Origin of the sequence: Mesorhizobium sp. M1142 (assembly GCF_040318565.1) — a bacterium.
Lineage (GTDB): Bacteria > Pseudomonadota > Alphaproteobacteria > Rhizobiales > Rhizobiaceae > Mesorhizobium.
On the sequence record NZ_JAMYMK010000024.1, the window covers coordinates 48,567 to 70,891 of the forward strand.

At 63.4% G+C, this 22,325-nt stretch carries 28 protein-coding genes and 1 pseudogene; 18 read left to right on the top strand and 11 right to left on the bottom strand.

From position 1 onward, the window contains the following. Positions 1-61: 61 nt before the first annotated feature. The 5 genes and pseudogenes from ku to NKH42_RS27575 all read left to right on the top strand — a co-directional run. Positions 62-976 carry a non-homologous end joining protein Ku gene (gene ku / locus NKH42_RS27555; RefSeq protein WP_352752598.1) on the top strand — a complete coding sequence of 305 codons (915 nt, stop codon included), beginning with the start codon at positions 62-64 and terminating at the stop codon, positions 974-976. Beyond that, a complete protein-coding gene (locus NKH42_RS27560; protein WP_352507790.1) occupies positions 973-2,067 on the top strand; it encodes a tetratricopeptide repeat protein in 1,095 nt (364 codons plus the stop codon). Before ku ends, NKH42_RS27560 begins: the two co-directional genes overlap by 4 nt. 214 nt (positions 2,068-2,281) lie before the next feature. Further along, positions 2,282-2,926: an alpha/beta hydrolase family protein gene (locus NKH42_RS27565; RefSeq protein WP_352507789.1), complete on the top strand. Its 645-nt coding sequence runs from the start codon at positions 2,282-2,284 to the stop codon at positions 2,924-2,926. A 9-nt stretch (positions 2,927-2,935) separates the two neighbouring features. Then, positions 2,936-3,706, top strand: a complete 771-nt coding sequence (locus NKH42_RS27570; RefSeq protein WP_352507788.1) for an exodeoxyribonuclease III — start codon at positions 2,936-2,938, stop codon at positions 3,704-3,706. 66 nt (positions 3,707-3,772) lie between these two features. Then, a pseudogene (locus tag NKH42_RS27575) lies at positions 3,773-4,168 on the top strand (LysR substrate-binding domain-containing protein); the annotation flags it as partial. A gap of 326 nt (positions 4,169-4,494) precedes the next feature. Here the strand turns inward: NKH42_RS27575 and NKH42_RS27580 are convergent. Next, complete coding sequence (locus NKH42_RS27580) at positions 4,495-5,046, bottom strand: DUF4019 domain-containing protein (protein WP_352507786.1); 552 nt, start codon at positions 5,044-5,046, stop codon at positions 4,495-4,497. 211 nt (positions 5,047-5,257) lie between these two features. Here NKH42_RS27580 and NKH42_RS27585 point away from each other — a divergent pair, with 211 nt between their 5' ends. Together NKH42_RS27585 and NKH42_RS27590 are read left to right on the top strand one after the other, a co-directional pair. Then, positions 5,258-5,785, top strand: a complete 528-nt coding sequence (locus NKH42_RS27585) for an isochorismatase family protein (protein WP_502896258.1) — start codon at positions 5,258-5,260, stop codon at positions 5,783-5,785. A gap of 158 nt (positions 5,786-5,943) precedes the next feature. Then, a complete protein-coding gene (locus tag NKH42_RS27590; RefSeq protein WP_352691415.1) occupies positions 5,944-7,566 on the top strand; it encodes an ABC-F family ATP-binding cassette domain-containing protein in 1,623 nt (540 codons plus the stop codon). A gap of 50 nt (positions 7,567-7,616) precedes the next feature. Here NKH42_RS27590 and NKH42_RS27595 read toward each other — a convergent pair whose 3' ends face one another. Then, a complete protein-coding gene (locus tag NKH42_RS27595) occupies positions 7,617-8,048 on the bottom strand; it encodes an SAM-dependent methyltransferase (protein WP_352691413.1) in 432 nt (143 codons plus the stop codon). 457 nt (positions 8,049-8,505) lie between these two features. Between NKH42_RS27595 and NKH42_RS27600 the strand changes: the two genes are divergently transcribed. Both NKH42_RS27600 and NKH42_RS27605 read left to right on the top strand, forming a co-directional pair. Further along, entirely contained in the window at positions 8,506-9,699 is a 1,194-nt protein-coding gene (locus NKH42_RS27600) for a KamA family radical SAM protein (RefSeq protein WP_502896256.1), read from the top strand. Positions 9,700-9,852: 153 nt separating this feature from the next. Further along, complete coding sequence (locus NKH42_RS27605; protein WP_302896853.1) at positions 9,853-10,104, top strand: exopolysaccharide production repressor protein; 252 nt, start codon at positions 9,853-9,855, stop codon at positions 10,102-10,104. Between the two features lie 307 nt (positions 10,105-10,411). On the opposite strand, the gene yghU is transcribed toward NKH42_RS27605, so the two are convergent. Then, positions 10,412-11,299 (bottom strand): glutathione-dependent disulfide-bond oxidoreductase, encoded by an 888-nt coding sequence (gene yghU / locus NKH42_RS27610; protein WP_352691410.1) that lies wholly within the window; start codon positions 11,297-11,299, stop codon positions 10,412-10,414. Positions 11,300-11,547: 248 nt separating this feature from the next. Between yghU and NKH42_RS27615 the strand changes: the two genes are divergently transcribed. Beyond that, positions 11,548-12,453, top strand: coding sequence for a S1C family serine protease (locus NKH42_RS27615; RefSeq protein WP_254819635.1), 906 nt, complete (start codon positions 11,548-11,550; stop codon positions 12,451-12,453). A 15-nt stretch (positions 12,454-12,468) separates the two neighbouring features. Here the strand turns inward: NKH42_RS27615 and NKH42_RS27620 are convergent, their stop codons facing one another. The 5 genes from NKH42_RS27620 to NKH42_RS27640 form a co-directional block, all read right to left on the bottom strand. After that, positions 12,469-13,080 carry a hypothetical protein gene (locus NKH42_RS27620; RefSeq protein ID WP_352752593.1) on the bottom strand — a complete coding sequence of 204 codons (612 nt, stop codon included), beginning with the start codon at positions 13,078-13,080 and terminating at the stop codon, positions 12,469-12,471. 43 nt (positions 13,081-13,123) lie between these two features. Then, positions 13,124-13,306, bottom strand: coding sequence for a hypothetical protein (locus tag NKH42_RS27625; protein WP_245274654.1), 183 nt, complete (start codon positions 13,304-13,306; stop codon positions 13,124-13,126). 223 nt (positions 13,307-13,529) lie between these two features. Continuing rightward, positions 13,530-13,712, bottom strand: coding sequence for a DUF3606 domain-containing protein (locus tag NKH42_RS27630; protein WP_023675702.1), 183 nt, complete (start codon positions 13,710-13,712; stop codon positions 13,530-13,532). An 11-nt stretch (positions 13,713-13,723) separates the two neighbouring features. Beyond that, positions 13,724-14,032, bottom strand: coding sequence for a hypothetical protein (locus NKH42_RS27635; RefSeq protein ID WP_023675703.1), 309 nt, complete (start codon positions 14,030-14,032; stop codon positions 13,724-13,726). Beyond that, on the bottom strand, positions 14,029-14,397 hold the full coding sequence (locus tag NKH42_RS27640) for a hypothetical protein (protein ID WP_352507780.1): 369 nt from the start codon (positions 14,395-14,397) through the stop codon (positions 14,029-14,031). The genes NKH42_RS27635 and NKH42_RS27640 overlap by 4 nt, the downstream gene beginning before the upstream one ends. A gap of 295 nt (positions 14,398-14,692) precedes the next feature. Between NKH42_RS27640 and NKH42_RS27645 the strand changes: the two genes are divergently transcribed. Further along, complete coding sequence (locus NKH42_RS27645; protein ID WP_352740083.1) at positions 14,693-15,652, top strand: prohibitin family protein; 960 nt, start codon at positions 14,693-14,695, stop codon at positions 15,650-15,652. 60 nt (positions 15,653-15,712) lie between these two features. On the opposite strand, the gene NKH42_RS27650 is transcribed toward NKH42_RS27645, so the two are convergent. Next, the gene (locus tag NKH42_RS27650; protein ID WP_352705247.1) at positions 15,713-16,279 is read right to left on the bottom strand and encodes an RBBP9/YdeN family alpha/beta hydrolase; all 567 of its coding nucleotides are present in this window, start codon (positions 16,277-16,279) and stop codon (positions 15,713-15,715) included. A gap of 111 nt (positions 16,280-16,390) precedes the next feature. Here NKH42_RS27650 and NKH42_RS27655 point away from each other — a divergent pair, with 111 nt between their 5' ends. Continuing rightward, on the top strand, positions 16,391-16,864 hold the full coding sequence (locus tag NKH42_RS27655; RefSeq protein WP_352752591.1) for an Lrp/AsnC family transcriptional regulator: 474 nt from the start codon (positions 16,391-16,393) through the stop codon (positions 16,862-16,864). Positions 16,865-16,869: 5 nt separating this feature from the next. On the opposite strand, the gene NKH42_RS27660 is transcribed toward NKH42_RS27655, so the two are convergent. Next, positions 16,870-17,346: an Lrp/AsnC family transcriptional regulator gene (locus tag NKH42_RS27660; RefSeq protein WP_254819628.1), complete on the bottom strand. Its 477-nt coding sequence runs from the start codon at positions 17,344-17,346 to the stop codon at positions 16,870-16,872. 156 nt (positions 17,347-17,502) lie between these two features. On the opposite strand from NKH42_RS27660, the gene NKH42_RS27665 reads away from it, so the two are divergent. The 3 genes from NKH42_RS27665 to NKH42_RS27675 all read left to right on the top strand — a co-directional run bounded on the left by NKH42_RS27665 (position 17,503) and on the right by NKH42_RS27675 (position 19,521). Further along, on the top strand, positions 17,503-18,255 hold the full coding sequence (locus tag NKH42_RS27665) for a tryptophan 2,3-dioxygenase family protein (RefSeq protein WP_352752589.1): 753 nt from the start codon (positions 17,503-17,505) through the stop codon (positions 18,253-18,255). Positions 18,256-18,517: 262 nt separating this feature from the next. Then, on the top strand, positions 18,518-18,949 hold the full coding sequence (locus NKH42_RS27670) for a DoxX family protein (protein WP_254819626.1): 432 nt from the start codon (positions 18,518-18,520) through the stop codon (positions 18,947-18,949). 218 nt (positions 18,950-19,167) lie between these two features. Further along, positions 19,168-19,521 carry a hypothetical protein gene (locus NKH42_RS27675; protein ID WP_352752588.1) on the top strand — a complete coding sequence of 118 codons (354 nt, stop codon included), beginning with the start codon at positions 19,168-19,170 and terminating at the stop codon, positions 19,519-19,521. Positions 19,522-19,589: 68 nt separating this feature from the next. Here the strand turns inward: NKH42_RS27675 and NKH42_RS27680 are convergent, their stop codons facing one another. Further along, positions 19,590-19,910: a hypothetical protein gene (locus NKH42_RS27680; protein WP_352752586.1), complete on the bottom strand. Its 321-nt coding sequence runs from the start codon at positions 19,908-19,910 to the stop codon at positions 19,590-19,592. Between the two features lie 744 nt (positions 19,911-20,654). On the opposite strand from NKH42_RS27680, the gene NKH42_RS27685 reads away from it, so the two are divergent. The 3 genes from NKH42_RS27685 to NKH42_RS27695 all read left to right on the top strand — a co-directional run bounded on the left by NKH42_RS27685 (position 20,655) and on the right by NKH42_RS27695 (position 22,095). After that, positions 20,655-21,062 carry a hypothetical protein gene (locus tag NKH42_RS27685; RefSeq protein WP_352752585.1) on the top strand — a complete coding sequence of 136 codons (408 nt, stop codon included), beginning with the start codon at positions 20,655-20,657 and terminating at the stop codon, positions 21,060-21,062. A gap of 3 nt (positions 21,063-21,065) precedes the next feature. Further along, complete coding sequence (locus NKH42_RS27690) at positions 21,066-21,464, top strand: hypothetical protein (RefSeq protein ID WP_254819622.1); 399 nt, start codon at positions 21,066-21,068, stop codon at positions 21,462-21,464. Positions 21,465-21,543: 79 nt separating this feature from the next. Further along, entirely contained in the window at positions 21,544-22,095 is a 552-nt protein-coding gene (locus tag NKH42_RS27695) for a terminase large subunit domain-containing protein (protein WP_254819621.1), read from the top strand. Positions 22,096-22,325: the final 230 nt, after the last annotated feature.

Below are 22,325 nucleotides of genomic sequence, written 5' to 3' on the forward strand. Positions count from 1 at the left end.
TCCTCCGGACGAATGAACGCTGCGAACTGTTCGACAGCACAAGGCCGCGTAGGAGTATTTCATGGCGCTCAGGGCAAGTTGGAAAGGTTACCTCAAGCTCAGTCTGGTCAGCTGTCCGGTCCGGCTCCATCCGGCGACCAGCGCCAGCGAACGCATCAGCTTCAACCAGCTGCACAAGAAGACGCACAACCGCATCAACATGAAGCCGGTCGACCCCGAGCTCGGGCTGGTCGAGCGTTCGGACCTGGTCAAGGGCTACGAATACGAGGACAAGCAGTACATCATCATCGAGGACTCCGATCTCGATGCGGTGCGCATCGAATCCAACCATACGATGAACATCGAGGCTTTTGTCGACGAGCATTCGGTCGACGTCATCTATCAGGACGCGCCCTATTACCTGGCGCCGGATGGCGCAATGGCCGAGGAGACCTTTGCCGTGCTGCGCGAAGCGATGCGCAAATCGGGCAAGCTGGCGATCGCCCGCCTTGTGCTGTCCAGTCGCGAGCGCGTCGTGACGATCGGCGCGCGCGAGAACGGCATGTTCGTCTGCACCTTGAGGAATCCGAACGAAGTGCGTGGCACGGCTGAATATTTCGGCAATATCCCGGCCGGAAACCCCGATCCCGAAATGCTGCAATTGGCCGAAGCGCTGATCAAGCAGAAGGAAACCACCTTCGATCCAAAGAATTACGAGGACCGCTACGAGATCGCGCTGATGGCGATGATCCGCGAGAAGCTCAAGGGCCACAAGCCTATCATCGCGGCGGCGCCTGAGCGCGGCAATGTCATCAACCTCATGGATGCGCTGAAGGCGAGCCTGTCGCAATCGGCCAAGCCGCCGGCCAAGTCCAAGAGCAAGGCCGATGAAACGGCCAAGCCCGCGGCGAAATCCGCCAAGGCCGGCGCCGCCGCGGCCAAGGAAAACCCGCTCAAGGCGAACCTTCTCAAAGCCGTCGGCAAGAGCAAGGCGTGACGGCTCTCGCCGGCACGGTCTTCGGCATCGTCGGCGCGCTGGCGGCCTTCCCGCTCAGGCTGGCGGCGCGTGAGGTCGAGCGCCGGCACGGCCAGTTGCGGCGCGGCGTCACTCGGCGCACCACACATGTCGTGTTGGGCCGCATGTTGCTCGCCAGGGCCGGCGATACCGAGATTGAACGCCGCGTCGTCACCGAGCGCGCGGCCGGGCGCAAGCTGGTCAGCGAGAACGGCTTCCTGCGCCTGCTCGGGCTGATGAAAGCGCCGGAGGCTTCGGCGCTGTCGCGGCAGTCCCTGATCGACCAGTCGCGGCTGACCGGCGCGGATCTCGACCTTTTGTCGCTGTTCGATGCCTTCGAGCATGATTGCGAACCGTATTCCTTTCGCGACCTGATCCTCGCCCGCAAATATGCCGGGCTGGTTGCCGGCGGCGCCTCATGGGGGGCGATCGCGCGCTCTGTGCATCGCTCGGGCCCGGTCGCCTCGCTCACCGCCAAGTCGCTCGCCGTCGGCTCGCAGCATGGGCGGGCCAACGCGATCTATCTCGAGGGAGGCCAGAGCGAACTTGACGGCCAGCTGCTGTTCGATCTGGGAACGCAGGATGACGACACGCTGGAAGAGCTGTTCGCCGATGCCGAGGCGGCGGAAGAGGCTGAAGACCACGAGCAGGCGGCGGCACTCTACCAGCGCTGCCTGGCCATCGACCCGAGCGATGCCATCGCCGCCTTCAACCGCGCCAACTGCCTGCGCGCGGCCGGCCACGCGGCCGAGGCGGCGCACGACTATGCCCGCGCGATAAAGCTCGATCCCGGCTTCGTCGAGGCCTGGTTCAATCTTGCCGGGCTGATGAGCGAAGAGGGGCGGGTAGCCTCGGCGCGCCGCCATTTGCTGAAGGCTATCGCACTCGATCCCAATTATGCCGACGCGGTGTTCAACCTTGCGAGGCTGGAGTTCGACGCCGGCAATCTCGCCGAGGCGCGGCGTCGCTGGGTGCGCTATCTCGAGCTCGACGCCAATTCCGAATGGGCGCGTATGGCGGCCAAGGGGATACAGTTCGTGGATTTGCAGCTGGCGCGGAAATCGGCGGGATAGGTGGTTCAATGACCGCGCTTGAACACCCCCCTCTGTCCTGCCGGACATCTCCCCCTCAAGGGGGGAGATCGGCAGCTCCGGCGCCCCGCGTGCCTTTCAGCTTTGGTGGTTGGCGAAAACGCCGACGCCATCCAATCTCCCCCCTTGAGGGGGAGATGTCCGGCAGGACAGAGGGGGGTGCGAAGGATCTCGGCCTTCATCTGCGGGCCACCCCATGACCACCTTCCTCTTCGACGGCCCCGACACCGCCGCCATCACCATCCTGCTCGCGCATGGCGCAGGCGCTCCTATGGACTCGCCCTCGCTGACAGCCACGGCAAAAGCGCTCGCCGCGGCCGGTTTCCGCGTCGCGCGCTTTGAATTCCACTACATGGCCGCCCGCCGCTACGGCCATCGCAAGCCGCCGCCGCGCGCCGAGACGGTTAACCCGGAATACGTCAAGGCGATCGCCGACCTCCGGGCGAAGGGCGTGGAGGGTCCGCTCATCATCGGCGGCAAGTCGATGGGCGGACGCGTCGCTTCGATGATCGCCGACGAGATGTTTTCGAAGGGCGAGATCTCGGGCCTGCTTTGCCTCGGCTACCCCTTCCATCCGCCGGACAAACCGACGCAGCTTCGGACAAAGCACCTCGCCGATCTCAAGACGCCGACATTGATCCTCCAGGGCACGCGCGACGAGTTCGGGACCAAAGACGAGGTCGCGACCTATGCTCTGTCCGAGGCGATCGAGATCCTCTGGCTGGAAGATGGCGACCATGATCTGAAGCCGCGCAAAAACATCTCCGGCTTCTCCACCGCCGATCATCTGAAGACGCTCGCTGATGCAGTGAAGGCGTGGACCGAACGCATCGTGCGCTGAAGCAGGCCGATGAAGATCGCCACCTTCAACGTCAACAACATCAACAGCCGGCTGCCGAACCTGCTCGCATGGCTGGCCGCCGCCAAACCCGACATCGCCTGCCTGCAGGAGCTCAAGGCGAGACAGACGCAGTTTCCGCGCACTGCGCTGGCGGCCGCCGGCTACGGCGCGGTTTGGGTCGGGCAGCCGACCTGGAACGGCGTCGCCATCCTTTCGCGTGGCGCAGAACCCGTTCTGACCCGCGAGGCGCTGCCCGGCGACGATAGCGACCAGCAGGCGCGCTACATCGAGGCGGCGGTCAACGGTATCGTCGTCGCCTGCCTCTACGCGCCGAACGGCAACCCGCAGCCCGGCCCGAAATTCCAGTACAAGCTCAACTGGCACGAAAGGCTGGAGGCGCATGCGGCGCAGTTGCTCGACACCGGCCTGCCCGTGGTGCTGGCCGGCGACTACAACATCGTGCCCGAGGCGCGCGACATCTACCCGACCCGCTCCTATGACGACAACGCGCTGGTGCAGCCGGAAAGTCGCGCATCGTTCCAGCGGCTGCTCGACCAGGGCTGGCTTGACGCGCTGCGCAAGAAGTACCCGACGGAGACGCTCTACACATTCTGGGACTATCGCCGCAATCGCTGGCCGCGCGATGCCGGCCTGCGGCTCGACCACATCTTGCTCAGCAAGAAGCTGTCGCGCCGGCTGGTAGCGGCGGGCATCGACCGCGACGTGCGCGGCGAGACCGGCGCCAGCGATCACGCGCCGGTCTGGGTGGAGTTGAAGTGAGGCACGGAGGCTGGCGCCGCCTTTCCGGGCGGCAACCAGTCAGGTTGGCCGCGCCGCTTCGCGGGCGAACGCCTCGGCATGCCGGCAACCCTCGACGATCTCGAAGGCCATCTGATGGTCGGCTTCCGCTCGTCGCGGACCGGCGAGGTCATGCCGCTCGAATTCACCGTCGGCGGCGCGTTGCGCTATGTCAGCCTGCCCAACCGGGTGACGGTCAACGGCTCCGACACGATGGCGGAGCTGGCGCGTCTCGGCTTCGGCCTGGTGCAGGCGCCGCATTACCGCTTCGCCGGGGATTTCGCACGCGACACGCTTGTCGAAGTGCTGCCGGATTACCCGCCGTCGCCGACACCGCTGTCGGCGCTCTACCCACAGAACCGCCAGCTCGCGCCACGGGTACGCCTGTTCATCGACTGGGTGACCGGGATTTTTGGCGAGGATGGGACATCGGGCCGGGTGTGATCGTGCACCGGGGGCCGCCGGCTACTTTGCGAAGGGCCCGTTCCTTCGGGCCCGAGGGACCCCAAGGGGGAATTGAACTGCCCCTCCACTTTCGCCAACCTCCAAACCGCAAGAAGGGCACCATCGTGCGGCTTTAGGACGGGCGCGCCGCCGGCGCCTATGAGCTGACAGGTGGGATTGGATGAGGACAGACGCTGCGATCTCCCCGCGTTCATCATCCTCGGCCGGCAAACTGTAGGAGTTCACCGACATCGTTGCGCTGATCGAAGCGAGGGAAACCGAAAAGCCGATGGTTGCGGAAGGTACAAAAACGGACCGCCTCACCTTCACGATGGAAAATTCGGACAGTTAGCCGACAACTCGGCCCATGCTCGATCCAATTCGAGTTTCGATTGGGTCTTTTCAATGCTTTTCGCGGTAGAGTTGTCGATGAAGTTGCTTTCGACCCGCATGACTCGAAAATTTCCACCTGACGGCCGCTGATAGAGGACAATATAGCCGCAGTAACGATCGATGTTTTCAAACTTCGCCGCTATGTCGACTGCGGCATAGACGCCAGGAAAGGCAGCGTTCTCTGGGTCCTTCAACCACGTGAATTTGAGTAGCCGGCGCTCGCGCACAGCGCCGGCCTGAGAATGAAAATGTTTACTTTGCTCCACGAAGGCGTTCGATGGGATCGAAGCTTTGGCGGTATCAGTTATCATTTCGTATGCCCGCCCATACTCTTGGCTATCGAGCGAAAGGAAATAGCGACCAACCGTTTCCGTTGCATCTCGAACCGCGTCCTCCGAGGGCGTCCACTCTTGCGATTGTGCGGGTAGGATCGCAACCAACACCGAAGTCACGATCGCAAGGAAAGCTACGGCTGCATGTGTCATGGGAATTTCTTCGCAGGAGCTTGCCACGAATGCAATCCGGTCACGGCCGATAGCCGGAATTTCGAACTGACCCACATCCCAATGGCGCGCTATGTTAGCGCCGCTGCAAGCGGATTGTCACATATCTCGAACTCCAGCCACTTGCGGTTGCCCGTGCGCGCCATCGCGGCCCTGATCCTTGATCAGCTCCGCCCTCGTGCTATAAAAAACCATGTCAGGGACCAGCCCCGCGGCCACGGCGCCGCTCATCGTGATCGACCTTCAGACCGGCATGTTCGACGGTGTTGCCGAACCGCCGATCCATGATGCCGACGGCATCGTTGCCCGCACCCGGGCGCTGATCGAATGGGCACGGCGCAGCGGGCGCAAGGTCGCCTTCATCAGGCATGACGGGCCGCAGGGCGATCCACTGGCGCCGGGTGAGCCGGGCTGGCCGGTGTGGCCGGCGCTCGGCCAGGCCGAGGACGAGCCGACGTTCGCCAAGCGTGTCGGCGACGCGTTCAGCAATGCCGCGCTTGCAGAATGGGTGGCCGGGCAGGGCGCCGGCGAGGTCGTTCTGATCGGCGCGCAGACCGATTTCTGCGTGGCGGCCACGGTGAAGGGCACCGTGGTTTCCGACGCCCACAGCACGCTCGACGCGGCCAGCGAGACCGCCGCGGAGATCATCGCCCGGCACAATGCGGCATTTGCCGCCGCCGGGGTCAAGCTGGCGACGACAAAAGCCCTGACCGATAGCTGATCCGCCGGCTCATCCCTACGCCGTCAAAGCCTGATCCAGCCGGGAAGCAACTGGGTTCAGACAATTTGGCGCGGGGCGCCTCACTACTGCGGGCTTCCGCCGGCGCGGCCTATCGCGTATTGGCGCGAGAACTCTCCTTTGGCCTTTCCTGGAAAACCATGATTCGTCTCGAAAGCATCAGCAAGCAGAACGGCCGGCAGATCGTCTTCATCGAAGCCTCCGCCGCGTTGCAGAAGGGCGAGAAGGTCGGGCTGGTCGGGCCTAACGGCGCCGGCAAGACAACGCTGTTTCGCATGATCAACGGCGAGGAGCAGCCTGACGAGGGCCAGGTCTCGGTCGATCGCGGCGTCACCATCGGCTATTTCAGCCAGGATGTCGGCGACATGTCCGGCCGCAGCGCCGTTGCCGAAGTGATGGACGGCGCCGGGCCGGTGAGCGAAGTGGCGGCCGAGATGCGTGAGCTCGAGCACGCGATGGGCGACCCCGATCGCGCCGGTGAAATGGACGAGATCATCGCCCGTTACGGCGAGGCACAGCACCGCTTCGAGGAGCTCGACGGTTACGCGCTGGATGGGCGTGCTCGCGAGGTGCTGGACGGCCTTGGCTTCAGCCAGGAGATGATGGACGGCGACGTCGGCAAGCTGTCCGGCGGCTGGAAAATGCGGGTGGCACTGGCCAGGATCCTTTTGATGCGGCCCGACGCCATGCTGCTCGACGAGCCGAGCAACCATCTCGACCTCGAAAGCCTGATCTGGCTGGAGCAGTTCCTGAAGAACTACGACGGCGCGCTGCTGATGACCTCGCATGACCGCGAGTTCATGAACCGCATCGTCAACAAGGTGGTCGAGATCGATGGTGGCTCGCTGACCGCTTACTCGGGGAATTACGAATTCTACCAGCAGCAGCGGGCGATCGCCGACCGGCAGCAGCAGGCGCAGTTCGAGCGCCAGCAGGCGATGCTGGCCAAGGAGATCGCCTTCATCGAGCGCTTCAAGGCGCGTGCCTCGCATGCCGCGCAGGTGCAGAGCCGGGTGAAGAAGCTGGACAAGATCGACCGGGTCGAGCCGCCCAAGCGCCGCCAGAAAGTGTCGTTCGACTTTCAGCCGGCGCCGCGCTGCGGCGAGGACGTGGTGACGCTGAAGAACGTGCACAAGGGCTATGGCAGCCGCTTGATCTACGCGGGATTGGATTTTCAGGTGCGCCGCCGCGAGCGCTGGTGCGTGATGGGCATCAACGGCGCCGGCAAGTCGACGCTGCTGAAGCTGGTCGCTGGCGCTTCCGAGCCGGACAATGGCACGGTGGCGCGCGGGCCCAGCGTCAAGATGGGCTATTTCGCCCAGCACGCCATGGAAGTGCTGGAGGGCGAGTGCACCGTGTTCCAGACACTGGAAGATGCATTTCCGCAGGCCGGCCAGGCGCCGCTCAGGGCGCTGGCCGGCTGCTTCGGCTTTTCCGGCGACGAGATCGAGAAGAAATGCCGCGTGCTGTCGGGCGGCGAGAAGGCGCGGCTGGTGATGGCGCTGATGCTGTTCGATCCGCCCAATTTGCTGGTGCTGGACGAGCCGACTAACCACCTCGACATCGCCACCAAGGAGATGCTGATCACGGCACTGTCGCAGTACGAGGGAACCATGCTGTTCGTCTCGCATGACCGCCATTTCCTGGCGGCGCTGTCGAACCGGGTGCTGGAACTGACGCCCGAGGGCATCCACACCTATGGCGGCGGCTATACCGAATATGTCGAGCGCACCGGGCAGGAGGCGCCGGGGTTGCGGAGCTGAGGCGCGCACCCAGCTCTGCCGCTCGATTCCGGAGGCTAAGCACGAGCTGTTCAGCCGTGTATCGCAATTTCGCGCAGCGGATCGCCGCCGTCGATGAACAGCCGGCCTTGCGCGGTCAACGCCGCGCCGAGCCGCTGCAGGGCGATTTTTCCTGCTTCGGGATGACGCCCGTCCAGCGCGCCGACGCGCACCGCAACGGCAATGTCGAAGTGCTTCTCGTCGGCCTCCAACTCGAAATCCTCGATGGCGACCTGGCGAAGGCTCAGCCGGCCTGCCGCAATCTCGGCGCGCGAAGCGGCCCCGGCCTGCGCGATGGCCTTGGCCGAGCGGTCGATCGCCAGCACGTGCCCGCCGCCGATCCGGCGCGCGATCTCGCGCGCTGCAGCACCCGGCCCGCAGCCGATCTCCAGCACTCGCATGCCCTGCCGCAAGGGCAGCGCATTGACAATCTCCAACAGCCTTGGCGACAAGTCGTTCGCCATACGCTGTTCTCCAGCTTTTTCGCAATCCGAGATTAGCGACCGCGGCCGGCGACGGGAAGGCCGAGAGACGCGGGCATCGCCGATGTGTTCAGCTGGTATGTTCAGTTGGGTGCTGCTTGAGCAGGGGGCATGATCGACATCGAAGAGGTCGACGATCCGGTCTCAGCCGCGGGCGACCGGGCGGACCCCGAGCGGCCCGGCGTCGTTGACCTGAGGGGTAGGGAGGGACTGGCGCCGAGCCTAACCGGTTGGGGGGTAGATGACCGGCCGTTTATGTGTATACGCTCAAGCTAATATGAGCGCAAGCTAATGTTGTGTCTCAGCGCTGTTGGACGATTGTGCCGATCAGTGGCCGGTTGTGGCTTCCTGCCGCGCCCTCCAACCCGGCCAACACCGCTTATTGTCTTCAAGTCCTGGCTCCAATGCTGTACCCCGGCCGAAATTGAAGGAGCCTGCAATGACCTCACATCCCGACATCCCCGACGCCAGCATGGCGGTCGATGCGGCCGGCATGACAGCCGATGACCGGCGCGCTCGCGAAGCGGATGCCGCATGGCGGGACGATGTTCGCGTCGGCGTGCGGCATGTAGGCGATCTGGATTCGCTGCCGCTGTCGCCAGCCGAGCGGGCGGCGGCCGAAGCTGCGGCCACGCGCCACAAGGTTCGCATCCCCAAGGCCTATCTCGACCTGATCGACTGGAACGACCCCGCCGATCCGATACGGCTTCAGGTCATCCCGTCGCCCGACGAGCTGGCAGAGCAGGAGGGCGAGCTCGACGACCCGATCGCCGACCACGCCTTCAGTCCGGTGCCGAGATTGACGCATCGCCATGCCGACCGGGTTCTGCTGTTCCCGACCTATCAATGCGCCGTCTATTGCCGGTTCTGCTTTCGCAAGGAGCAGCTGACCTCGATCGGCCGCGGCTATACGCGCGAAGCTCTCGACGAGGCCTTCGCCTATATCGCGGCCCATCCGCAAATCCGCGAGGTGATCCTGACCGGCGGCGACCCGCTGTCGCTGCCGGACAAGGCGCTGGCGGAAATCCGCGCCCGTCTCGAGGCGATCCAGCACGTGCGGCTGTTGCGCATCCACACTCGCGTACCCGTCGCGCTGCCGTCGCGCGTCACCGGCCGGTTGGTTCAAGCCTTGCAGGGCCGGCTGATGGTCACTGTCGTCACCCATTTCAACCATCCACGCGAAATCACGGAGGCGACCGAGCGGGCCTGCCGTACTTTAAGGCAGGGCGGCTTCGTGCTGCTGAACCAGAGCGTTCTGCTGAAAGGCGTGAACGATACGGTCGAGGTGTTGGAAGAGCTGTGCCGCGAGCTGATGTATCGCCTTGGCGTCAAACCCTATTACCTGCACCACGGCGACCTCGTGCGCGGAATGGCGCACCGGCGCACCACGATCGCCGAGGGCCAGGCGCTGGTCAGCGCCTTGCGTGCGCGCCTGTCCGGCATCTGCAATCCCGTCTACGTGCTGGACCTGCCGGACGGCGGAGGGAAAGTCCCGCTCGGCCAGTCCTATCTCGAGGCGTGCGAAGGGGAGACGTGGCGAATACGTGGGCTTGATGGGGTTGTGAGGGGTTATGGAGAGCTGGTCGGGGAGGAGGGACGCGCAGCCGCCGTCCAAGCCAGCCCACCTTGGTGACCTGACACACAGCCCTTGATCACGGAAGCATGCGTTAACTGCTGTTCTATTTGGTGGTTGCGCAATTGCCAAAATAGTGAAAACGTTGCTCCGGGGTAATGGGTTAGGGGAGTTCGTCCCGGCTGTTGCGAGTTACGGGGCGGCGCAAAAGTCATGAACTTTCCACGGTTCCTGGTGGGGCTGACCACCATATCGTCCATCGTGGCGATCTCGACTTACCTTGCGACGGGTTCAATCTGGAAGACGCTGGCCTGGACGATCTTGACCTTGATCGTCATGCAGGTTGGATATTTCCTGTTCGTCGTCCGGTTGATCTACGGATCCGGGGCGAAAAGCGCGGAGGTAAAGCCGCGGCGTCTGAGGGCAGTGCCGCCGAACCGTCGAGGTCGCGTTCAGCTTATGTAGTAATGTCCCATATAGATATGATGGTCTAGACAGGACATGTTCGGTTCTGGGAATGTGCATTGGACGTTCCGCTAGTTTAGTCAACTAATATATATCGCCCAACTCATATGGTCGTTTTTGAGCTAGCGGGAAAACCTGCCTGCTGCTTGTACGACCGTGCCCAACGCCACATTTTACAACCGGCTGGCAAGCTCCCTTTTTCCCTTTTGTTGATGCCGGCTGTGGATGGCGGCGGTAGAGACGGCCTGAGCAGTCGGCCGAAGCTGCCGATCTCCCCTACAAGGCGAGAGATCGGCGCGTCGTCGGCTTAGCTTTTGGCCGCCGCGAGCTTGTCTTGCGTCTTGGTCTCGAAATCGCTGGCATCATGGCGCTCGTGCAGTTGCATCGAAGGCTCGCCGAAGGTGCGGTTGACCATGCGGCCGCGCTTGACCGCCGGCCGCGCGTCGATGGCGTCGGCCCAACGCTGCACGTTCTTGTACTGCTCCACCTCCAGGAACTCGCCGGAATCGTTATACATGCGGCCCTTGGCCAGCCCGCCGTACCAGGGCCACACCGCAATGTCGGCAATCGTATAGTGGCTGCCGCCTAAATACTCGCTTTCAGCGAGGCGTCGGTCGAGCACGTCCATCTGCCGCTTGGTTTCCATGGCGAAGCGGTCGATGGCATATTCGATCTTCGTTGGCGCATAGACATAGAAATGGCCGAAGCCGCCACCGAGATAGGGTGCCGAGCCCACCTGCCAGAATAGCCATGACAGGGTCTCAGCGCGAGCCGGCTGCTCCGTCGGCAGGAATTCGCCGAATTTTTCGGCGAGGTAGAGCAGGATCGAGCCGGATTCGAAGATGCGGACCGGCTTTTTCCCACTGCGATCCATCATGGCCGGGATCTTCGAGTTCGGGTTGACCTCGACGAAGCCGCTGCCGAACTGGTCGCCGTCGTTGATCCTGATAAGCCAGGCGTCGTATTCGGCGCCGCTGTGGCCGAGCGCCAGAAGTTCCTCCAGCATGATCGTCACCTTGACGCCGTTCGGTGTCGCCAGCGAATAAAGCTGCAGCGGATGCTTGCCGACCGGCAGTTTCTTGTCGTGCGTCGGGCCGGCGATCGGCCGATTGATGCTGGCGAAAGCGCCGCCATTTGCCTTGTTCCAGGTCCAGACTTTCGGCGGCGTGTATTGGTCCGTTGCGTAGTCGTTCATTTGGCAGGCCTTTGGAAGGGTTGGGTTGGGAGGATATCAGATATCAACGTGGGTAGTGGCGGAGGAACTTTGCATAGGGCAGCTTGGGATAGCCGTAGGTACAGATAGGGCTGCCGGCGCTGTTGCAAAACCCGGCGCAAACGGCGCGGCGCCGGTCCACGCCAAAGCCGGCGCCACCTCTTGCGCCTGATCACCTGCGCCATACCTATAGCCCATATCAGCCTGCGAACATTGCCAGGAACCAAAGCATGAATATCGAACCCCTTTTGCGATCCATCGTGGCCGTCCGCGCCACCGTGCCGGAGGACGCCTTCACGGCAAATACACTTGGCACCCGCCGCGAGGGCAGTGGCGTGGTCATCCGCGGCGACGGGCTGGTACTCACCATCGGCTATCTCATCACCGAGGCCGAGGAGGTCTGGCTGGCCGACCAGGACGGGCGCGTGGTTCCCGCCCATGCGCTCGCCTACGACCAGGAGTCGGGCTTCGGCCTGGTGCAGGCGCTGGCGCCGCTCGGGCTGCCCGCCATTGCGCTCGGCGACGCGTCCAGGGCGAAGATCGGCGATCCCGTCGTGCTCTCCGACGGCGTCGGCCGCTCCGTGCGGGCGCGAATCGTCACCAAGCAGGAATTCGCCGGCTATTGGGAATATCTGCTCGACGAGGCGATCTTCACGGCGCCGGCTCACCCTTCATGGGGCGGCGCCGGCCTCATCGGCGCGGATGGCAGGCTGCTCGGCATCGGTTCGCTGCGCCTGCAGATGAGCCGCAACGGCGAGGTCGCCGACATCAACATGGTGGTGCCGATCGATCTTCTGCCGCCCATCCTCGACGATCTGCTGACGCGCGGGCAGGTCGCCAAGCCGCCGCGGCCGTGGCTCGGCGCCTTCTCGGCGGAGAGCGACGGCAAGGTCGTGGTGATGAGCGTCGCCGAGGGCGGTCCAGCCGCCCAGGCGGGCCTTCGCCAAGGCGATGTCATCTCGGATGTCCGCGACACGGCGGTCGATGGGCTTGCCGATTTTTATCGCAAGCTTTGGAACAGCGGCCCGGCGGGCGCCGAGATCCCGCTCCGGGTGCTGCGCGACGGCCGCGAAACCTGGCTGCGCGTCAAGTCCGCCGATCGCAACAGTCTGCTGTGGAAGCCGCCGCTGCAGTGAGGCAACCGAAACCTCTCACTCTCCGCAAGCGCTGAAGCCAGTGCCCGGAGTCCATTCCGCAAATGGGATGACCTTGCCTTCGACCGATACGGTCGCTTGCCTGGTGCTGCCGTCCGCCAACTTCTTGCTGCTTTTGCCCTTGCCGGTCAGCACATTGTAGTCGCAGTCGCCGGCAACATTGTCGTCCATGTAATCCCAATATTCATAGGCAAAACCGGCGACGACGAACGTGCCGTTGCGCCAGGCGAGCGTCAGCGTCTTGTTGGTCCGCTCGCTGCCGATCTCCATCGCCGGAACATAGAGCTTGATCGAGCCGTTGGGGAGCGCAGTGAGTTCGGGCTCGGTGTCGGATCTGGCGGGGCCCGGCCGCTCGTAATCCTTCCATTCGCCGTAAATCTGTTCATGCACGACCCCGGCAGGTCTGAGAAAATTACCGTCGCGGTCCCTGAGGAACAAATGCAGATCCATGGGATGGCCGGGCTCGGTCTCGACGATCATCGCCAGATCGGCGGCACCGTCGCCGTTCCAATCGCCGGTCGCCGCGGTGATGATCTTCTGCGTCTCGATCGGTTCTGCCAGTGCGGCCGCCGGCAGCAGCAGGACCAGACCGAATATTGTCGATCGCATGAAAATCCTCTTCGCCTGGACAGGCCTGAGACGCACGCGCTTCTCAGGAGGCCCGGCTCTGCCGCGTCTCGGAACGGCTCGTCTCGTTGAGCAGCCGGCAGAGCGAAACCGCTTCACGACGGCTCAGGCCGATCAGCGCGATTTCCGAAAATTGCGCCGGCAGATCGTGAACGATGTCCCACACCATCCAACGGCCGTTCGGCTCCATGACACATTCATAGCGCAATAATTGTTCCTGCATCCGACCCCCGGCTTTGCTCACCGGACTGGTACAGCGTCGAGGTAAATGAGTTGTTGCGCGGCGAGAGTATTCCGCGGCTGTCAAAACCAGGCGTTGAATCCCCACAGGGGCGAACCCGACAGGTCACGGCTGTCGGTGCCGATACTCTCGACAAGGCGGCAGGGCAGGGACGCTTCCGGCGTGAACGGCGGCCGCCGCCAGAATTGGTTCAGGCGTTGCGGCTCGCCATATGCGCGTCGAGCTTCCTCCTCGAGGGGCCGTAACGCTTGATGATGGTCGCGGCCTCGCTTTGCGGTATGCCGTATTTGCGGGCAAAGGCAGCGACCTCGTAAGGCTCTTCGCCTGAGACCAGTTTGCGATCCTGCTTGGTCTTGGATTTGTCGTCGGCCATGGCGTCCTCCATCACATCTGGTCGTTATAGGGCTCCTTGGTCCGGCCGACCATCCTGGCCAGTTCGGCAAAGGACGGCACGCCGGTTTCGCCCTGGGCATTGTTGGCCGCCTGCAGCAGCCTGAGCGGAAAGCAGACGGCGTCGCGGTTGGATGGCGACATGTCTTCATAGAGACGCTCGTCGCTGGTCATCGCCGCCTCGGCCCGGCGCAACGCCATGTCGACCTCGTCGACCGACAGCAGGCCCTTGTGGACCAGCGCGTTGTTGACGGCCGCGATCGCCATCATCAATCCTTCGAGTTGGAGATTGGCGACGTTCATCGTTTTGCGTCCTCGCCGGGCTTCTTGGCGGTGGCCTTGTGGTCTGGCCGGATCGCTGCGCGCGGCGGGTTCTGGCCCTCCGAATGCCGGGTCTTGTCGTCGAAATCGTCAGCCGGCCTGGTCAATCCCATGCCGCCGGGAGGCGGCTTGTTGCCGGCCGCATCCTGCGAAAATTGGTCGGCCGCGTCGGGGCTCATCTTTGCCGGATATTTCCTCGCTCCGGTCTCGTAGCGGTTCGGGTCGTCGGCCATGTCCTGTGCTCCCGTTGCAATGAGCAGATAACTTTCATGCGGCGGCAGCGGTTCCGTGGCGAAATCGACGTTGCCGGTGCGCAAGCCGTCGCAATCTGTCGGGTTTTCGTGCATCCTTGTGCATGCCAACGATGCTTCGCTCCGACGCGCCGGCAAAATGCTGCTCCTACTGCGGTGGGCGCGACCACGACTACGAGGATTGCCCGAAGCGCAAAAGCGATGCCGAACGGCAGAAGGAGACGCCAGGCAACGCGTACTGCCGCGGCTGCAGGGGAAATCCGCTAGCCAGCCTGAACCACCCCGCCGGTCCGGGGCCGGCCGGCGCGAAGATCCTTCCATGTCGAGAGGATTGCAATGCCGCCGCTATTGTGGGCAAAAGCAGCACGGGCAATCGGGTTGGGGTGGGGTAATGACCGAAACGCAAGGCAATTCAGGCCGTCCGCAGGGCAAGCCGGGGACGGCGTCGGGGTCGATCGGTTCCGGCCTGGTCGCACTCCTCATCGTGGCGCTCGGCATCTTTGCGCTGTTTGGATCCTGGTACACGATCGATCAGGGCGACCGCGGCGTGCTCTTGACCAACGGGGCGCTGAGTTCGGTCGTCGATCCCGGACTGCATTTCAAGCTGCCGTGGTTACAGCGCGTCGAGAAGATCAGCCTGCGCCAGCAGGTGCTCAAATGGGGCTGCGAGAACCAGAACGCTTGCGGCGGCCTGCCGGCCATGCAGGCCTATTCGCGCGACCAGCAGCCGGCCGACATGCGCGTCACCGTCAACTTCCACGTGCCGGCCGCCGAAGTCAGCAACGTCTACACCAATTATGGATCGATCGAGGCACTGGCCGACCGTGTCATTGCCAGGAAAGCACCGCAGGAGATCAAGACCGTGTTCGGCCAGTACGACGCGGTGTCGGTTATCCAGAACCGGGCGAAGTTCAACAAGGACGTTGCCGACGCCATCGCGGCGGTAACCGACGGCCCGGTGATGATAGACAGCGTGCAGGTCGAGAACATCGACTTCTCCGACGCCTACGAGCAGGCGGTCGAAGCCAGGATGACGGCGCAGGTGGAGGTGCAGAAGCAGGAACAGAACCTGCAGCAGGAAAAGATCAAGGCCGATATCGCTGTCACCCAGGCCAAGGGCCGCGCCGACAGCGTCAAGGCCGAAGCCGAGGCCAGCGCCTACAAGACCAGGGTCGAAGGCGATGCGACCGCGGGCGCCATCAAGGCTCGCGCCGCCGCAATCGCCAACAATCCGCTGCTGGTCGAACTGACCAAGGCGGAGAGATGGAACGGCGAATTGCCGAAGTCGATGATCCCGGGTTCGACAGTGCCGTTCCTGGAGCTCAGCACACCTGCCGCAGCATCGAACTGAGGCGCGGCGCCGCGGCGCAAACCAGATCAGGACGGCGGCAAGGTAGCCGTCCCATTGCGGTCACGGCTGAAGCACGGCGCCTCGGGCGCTTGCTTGCGTTCGCCCGAGAAAAGCCGTCAGCAGCTCCATTCCCACCGGCCAGTCGCCGAGCCCGCTGTCGCCATTGATGTGGCCAAGCGGCCCGGCGATATGGAGATCGCTGCCCCAGCGCTCGGATTTCGCCCTGACATAGTCCAGCGAGCCGTAGGGATCGTTGGTGCTGGCGACAATCAGCGACGGAAAGCGAAGCCGTTGTTGCGGCGCGTCGGCGAAGGCCCGGGCGGAGGAGGGGAAGGCCGGCGACGCAGGGTCCGGAACCGCGACCAGCAACGCGCCGCTGATCTCGCGAGGGGAGATCCGTTGCCAGTGTACGACCAGCAGACAGCCGAGGCTATGGGCGACGAGCACCGGCGGTGTCCATGCCTGGCATACAGCGGTTTCCAATGCTGCCACCCAGTCGTCGAAATCCGGCGCGTCCCAACTCGCCGGATTAAACCGCCGCATCGCCGGGTTTGCCTGCTGCCAATGAGTCTGCCAGTGGGCTTTGCCCGATCCGTCGATGCCCGGCACAATGATGAATTCGGTCATGCGAAGCCCTTCTTTCCTGATGCAGCGCGTGCAATTCTAGGTCTTCTCCCCGGCGGCGGAATGAGAGATCATCGGAAAGCGGCAAAGAAATCCGATGGATTAAAGGCGATCATGCGGAACGGCGATTACCGGCCAAGGCTCGATCCCACCGATCTGGCGATCATTGAGATCATGCAGGAGGATGGCCGCATCGGAATCTCCGAGCTTGGCCGCCGCGTCGGACTGTCCCAGCCCGCCACCTCGGAACGGGTGAAGCGGCTGGAGGAGCGCGGCGTCATCACCGGTTACAAGGCGGTGATCAATTCGGCAGCGCTCGGGCTCGGCACCATGGCGGTCATCCGACTGCGCACCACGCACGAGCATATCCAGGTCTGCCTGAAGAAGTTCGCCCAATTGCCGGAGGTGGTCGAGGTGCTGCGAGTGACCGGTGAGGATTGTTTTCTGGTCAAGGTCGTGGTCCCGTCACCGCCCGACCTTGAAAGCATCGTCGACAGCATCGGCCGGTACGGCACGGTGACGACAAATGTGGTTCTGCGCGCCGAGCAACCGAAGCGGCTGGGCCGCGAATTGATGACCAGAGCCTGACCGGTCTATCGCTTGGTCTGTGTATGCCCGACGGCATTGGCGAACGAGATGCCGCCCTTGATCTCGCGCATCGCCATCGAGGTGATCGTGCGCCGCACGCCGGGCAGCCGGCTAAGCTCCTCGCGCAGCATCCTGTCGAGCGCCATCATGTCGACGGTGACGATCTGCAGGAGATAATCGGCCTCGCCAGTCGTGGCGTGGCAGCGGCGGATCAGCGGATGCTGTTTGACCGCCGCCTCGAAGGCGTCCGACAGTTCGAAATCGATCGACACCTGGATGAAGGCTTCGATGCCGAAGCCGAGCTTGGCCGGGTCGATCCGGGTCGAGTAGCCGCGGATGACGCCGGCATCCTCCAGCGCCTTGACCCGCTTCCAGCACGGCGTCTTGCTCAGGCCGACCTCGTCGGCGAGCGCGGCAAAGGAGGTGCGGGCATCGCGTTCGAGCGCCGCGACGATCTTCCGGTCGACCGCATCCAGCATCATTCGTTCTTTCTGTCTGCTTCAGAAGCAGCTTTCGTCCTTCATTTCTCGCCAATCGAATAACAGAAAGGGACAATGTTCGGCAAGAAAGCGATTAGACTCGGGGGCTGGGATCCAACAAACGCCTGCGGCCCAACGGCCGCGGCAAGGAGCATGGCCATGGACAAGCAGGACTATTATGCCCGCATCGAAACGCCTGAGATGCGCGACTATGGCGTCTACCTCAAATGCGACAGGCTGCTGGCCTGCCAGAAGCCGCTGGCCGAGATGGTCAATGCCGACGAGCTGCAGTTCCAGATCGTGCATCAGGTCGAGGAGCTGTGGATGAAGCTCATCGCCTATACGCTGGTCGATGTCGTCGATTTCCTGGAAAAGCAGGACACGCATCGCATCGTCACGCTGATGGGGCGCGTGCACCGGCTGATGCGGCTAATGACGGCGCAGCTCGACCTGCTCGAAACCATGTCGCCCAAGGAATACCAGCAGATCCGGCTGCAGCTCGGCAATGGCAGCGGTCAGGAATCGCCGGGTTTCAAGCAGCTGTTGCGTCTGCCGCCGGATCTGTGGCGGGCCTTCAAGGCGTCATACCTCGACGGCCGCGGCCTCTCGGTCGAGGATGTCTACGATACCGGCTACGATCACGGCGACAGCTATGTCGTTGCCGAAGCGCTGGTCGAGTTCGACGAGCTGTTCCAGAAATTCCGCGCCAACCACCTCTATCTCATCCACCGCACGATCGGCCTCGGCGCGAAATCGCTGAAGGGCAGGCCGGTCGAATTGCTGGAGGCCGGCGCCCGCCACCGCTTCTTCCCGGAACTCTGGGACATACGCTGGGCGATGACCGACCGCTGGGGCAGCCAGTATGGAACGGTACGGGAGCCGATCAGCAAGCCGGGGGTGAACTTAGGGTAGTTCCAGGCTCGGGTTCCTCGCCTCGCGGCGGAGAGAGGGCCGCGAAGCGGCCGGAGAGGGGCCTTTCTTTGCCGGCGCAGTCCCCTCTCCGTCGCGGCTTCGCCGCGCCACCTCTCTCCCATGAATGGGGCGAGGAAACCTGGTCTTGCGAGGCCTTCTCCCCGCGCACTTGTCTCCTGCAGGTTTTTCGGGGGATGATGTCGGGCTTGCGGCTGGTGGTGCGTCCTTGGGGCACAACCATCGTAACTCTTGGGAGGACGTCGTGACCTTGGAAACCGCTCAATCAACCGTCCAGTCGCCGTGGCAGACCGCGGCAATCCTCATCGCCCGCCTGATCTTCGCAGCCGTCTTCCTGATGGCCGTGATCTTCAAATTCGTCGATATCGGCGCCACCGCCGGCTATATCGCGGCGGCCGGGTTTCCATTCCCGCTCTTCCTGGCCTGGTGCGCAGCCCTGCTTGAGGTCGTCCTCGTTCTATGCTTCCTGACTGGCGCCTTCTTCTCATGGGCAGCACTCGTCGCCGGCGCCTATGTGCTGTTCCTGGGCTTCGCCTTCCACGGGCCGTCGCACTGGGCCGGCAACCAGGCGGAGTTCGGCTTCTTCGTCGATCACTTCACCTTCCTGGCCGGGCTGCTGTTTGCCGCCGTGCACGGGCCGGGCCGCGTCCTGGCGCTGAGGCTTGGCAGGGGGTGATGCCGGAATTTCGGATCCGGCGTCTCGATCCGCACCAGCATCGTCGTGACGATCGAGGACGGCCGGATACCGTCATTCAAGCCATCGCAGGTCGATTGAAATAAAGGCGAGAGCTAAAGTAAAAACGTTCGAGGTTTATGCTTTTGTAGATGTGCCTGCATTCCCTCTGTACTTCCAACATTCGGCGGGTAAGCAAGACGCGGGTCTTGAGGGAATTCATGAACATCGCCACGCGTTTTGCTGCCGCCATGATCGGCGCGTCACTGCTTGCCGGCTGCACCACGTTGACCGAGGGCGAATTCAACACGATGCATACCGCGCTTGAAGGCAGCCCTGTCACCAAGCGCGTGGCGATCAACGAATGCATTGCACGCGAGAGGTCCACGCCGCTCAACGAAAGAAAGACTTACGCAGCAATCATGAATGTCAGCGTCGCAAGATACGACAGCGCCTTTTGTAACCGGCTCTTTAATGCCCTTGCAAATGGCAGGCTGACTTACTCGGACTACCGCAGGCTTTCCTCGCCGGGGGCCGACAGCAGCAAGTTGATCAAGATCCTGCAGGGCCGCTAGCCGTCGCCAGCAGTCTTGCCGCCCCGCCGCAGCAAGCCGTTGTCGCTGCGTCAGTCATGATCGCCGCGTCACATCTGGTCGTTGTAAGGTTCCTTGATCTGACCGACCATGCGCGCCAGTTTTGAGAAGGACGGCATGTCCGTCTCCGGCTGACACTGATTGGCCAATTCCAGCAGTCGAATCGGGAAGTTGACTGCGTCGCGGCTCGACGCCGACATGCCCTCGGACCTTTCCTCGTTGGTCTCGCTGGCTTCGGCCTTGCGCAAGGCGATGTCTATGTCCTCGACGGAGAGCACGCCCTTGCGGACCAGGACCTGATTGATCGATGCGATGGCCATAAGCAGGCCTTCGAGTTGCAGATTGGCGACGTTCGTGATTTTTGCTCCCATTGGCTAAGGGTCAAACGCGCGAATGCCTGTTCTGATCCGGACGGTGGCGTCTCGCCGGACATTCCAGTGTGCTTCGCCATCGGCTACTCTGCGTTTTTTCGCGTCTCAGGTGAATTTTGTTCTTGCTTTGTGCCGGCAGCTATGCTACTAATTTGGGTATGGTGCTAATTGGCTCCAACGACCCGCCTCCCGAGGCGGGTTTTTTGTTTCAGGCTTCTTTTTCGATCGGACGTTACGTGAGCTGGCTATGAAGTCGGCGGGACAGCGCCCCTCTGTCCTGCCGGACATCTCCCCCTCTAGTGGGGAGATTGGCTGTCATTGCCGCTTTCGCCAATTTTGTAGGTGCAAAAAGGCGCTGCCGCCAAAGCTGCCGATCTCCCCCCTCGTGGGGGAGATGTCCGGCAGGACAGAGGGGGGCGCGAAGGAACGCAAGCTTGCCGGCTGACAGCCGAGGCACCGAGGGAAATTCGCATTTTTCTGCCGCCGCGCCACATTTTGTTCTTGCTTTGTGCCGGCAGCTATGCTACTAATCTGGGTATGGTGCTAATTGGCTCCAACGACCCGCCCGCCGAGGCGGTTTTTTTGTTTCAGGCTTCATTTTTGGACCAAACGCTACGTGAACTGCCGGCTGTTAAGTCGGCGGGCGCGAAGGAACGCGGCTCTGGCGATCGTCGGAACTGCAAGTCTCACCAATCGTAAATTTTCCAACGCGCCACTGAGCGCCCATCTCCAGAGAACATCCCCATGTCCAACCGTTACGCCACCATCATCATCGACGATGACGGCCGAGAGGTCGTCAGCGCTATTGGCGAGTTCGCCGGCGCCGCACCCTATGCACGCCATGGCCGCTTCGAGCAGGTTGTCGTCGGCGTGCGGATCGGCATGGTGCGCGGCGGCCCCGGCGACGCGGTCGGCGGTTTCGGCTTCCCGTTGGGAGCACTCGACGGCAAGGCGGCGGCAATTCTAAGGGCAAGGCTGAATGCGTTGCCCGACGCCAGTACATTGGGGCCTGGCACGACGACCGATGCGAAATCGGCAAGCCAGCCGCCGAAGCCGAAGTCGGCGCGCGCCGCCAAGAAAGCGAAGCCGCGCAAGCGCATCGTGCGGCCAGGCAACAAGAAGCCGGCGATCTCCGCCGGGACGGCGGAGTAGGGCATGGCCAAAGCTCCTTCCGCCGGCGATCCGCAGCCGCACGATCAAGCACCCGGCAAGCAGACCAGGCGGGCGAAGAAGACGCTGGCCGACGGCTTTCTCGAAGCGATCCGCGCCGATTTCCGCGCCCATGGCGCCGGCGTCATCGCCGAGGTGCGCGCCGAAAAGCCCGACCAGTATCTGAAGCTCGTGCTGTCGGTGCTGCCCAAGGATCTTAGTGTCAACATCAACAATCTGGATGCATTGAGCGATGACGAAATCAGGCAGCGCATCCGCGGCCTCGAAGCCGTCCTTAGGCCGTTCCTCGAGAAGCCGGGCCTCGAAAAAGGCCTCGCACAGCCGGGCGGCAAGGAAGGAATATCTCAGCCTGCTGGCGGAGCTGGACCGGAGGCGCCGCACTAACCAGCTTGCCGCCTATCGGCCCTATCCCCGACAGGCCGAATTCCACGCCGCCGGCGCGACCAATCGCGAACGCCTGTTCATGGCCGGCAACCAGCTCGGCAAGACCAGGGCCGGCGGCGCCGAGTGGGCGATGCACCTCACCGGCCGCTATCCCGACTGGTGGCAAGGCAAGGTTTTCGATTGTCCGGTTCGGATGTGGGCGGCCGGCGTCACCGGCGAAAGCACGCGCGACAACCCGCAGCGCATCCTGATCGGCCCGCCGCAGCAGCAGGCGGCGTGGGGCACCGGTATGATCCCGGCCGACGCGATCCTCAGCACGATGGCGGGGCGGGCGCCGGGCGCGCTCGACAGCGTCGTGGTGGCCTGGGGCGGCGGTGGCGACGTGCAGGCCGGCGAATCCGTGCTGTCGTTCAAGAGTTACGAGAAGGGCCGCGAGAAGTGGCAGGGCGAGACGCTGCACGGCGTCTGGTTCGACGAGGAGCCGCCGCTCGACATCTATTCCGAAGGGCTGACCCGCACCAACGCCACCGGCGGCATCACCATCGTCACCTTCACGCCGCTGCTCGGCATGTCGGACGTGGTGCTGCTGTTTTTGTCCGCGGAGCAGGTGGGAGGGATGGGGAGGGGATGACAGGGCTGCGAAATCGCGCAACTCGCGTTCCTTCGCGCCCCCCTCTGTCCTGCCGGACATCTCCCCCTCTAGTGGGGAGATTGGATGTCGCATTGGCTTTCGCCAATCTCCAATGCTTGCGGATAAGCGAGACGCTGAAGCTGCCATCTCCCCCCTGTTTGGACCGGGGACATCGCGAACAGCTGTGCGAGGACATCGCGAACAGTTTGCCATCCTATCGTTGGCTTACA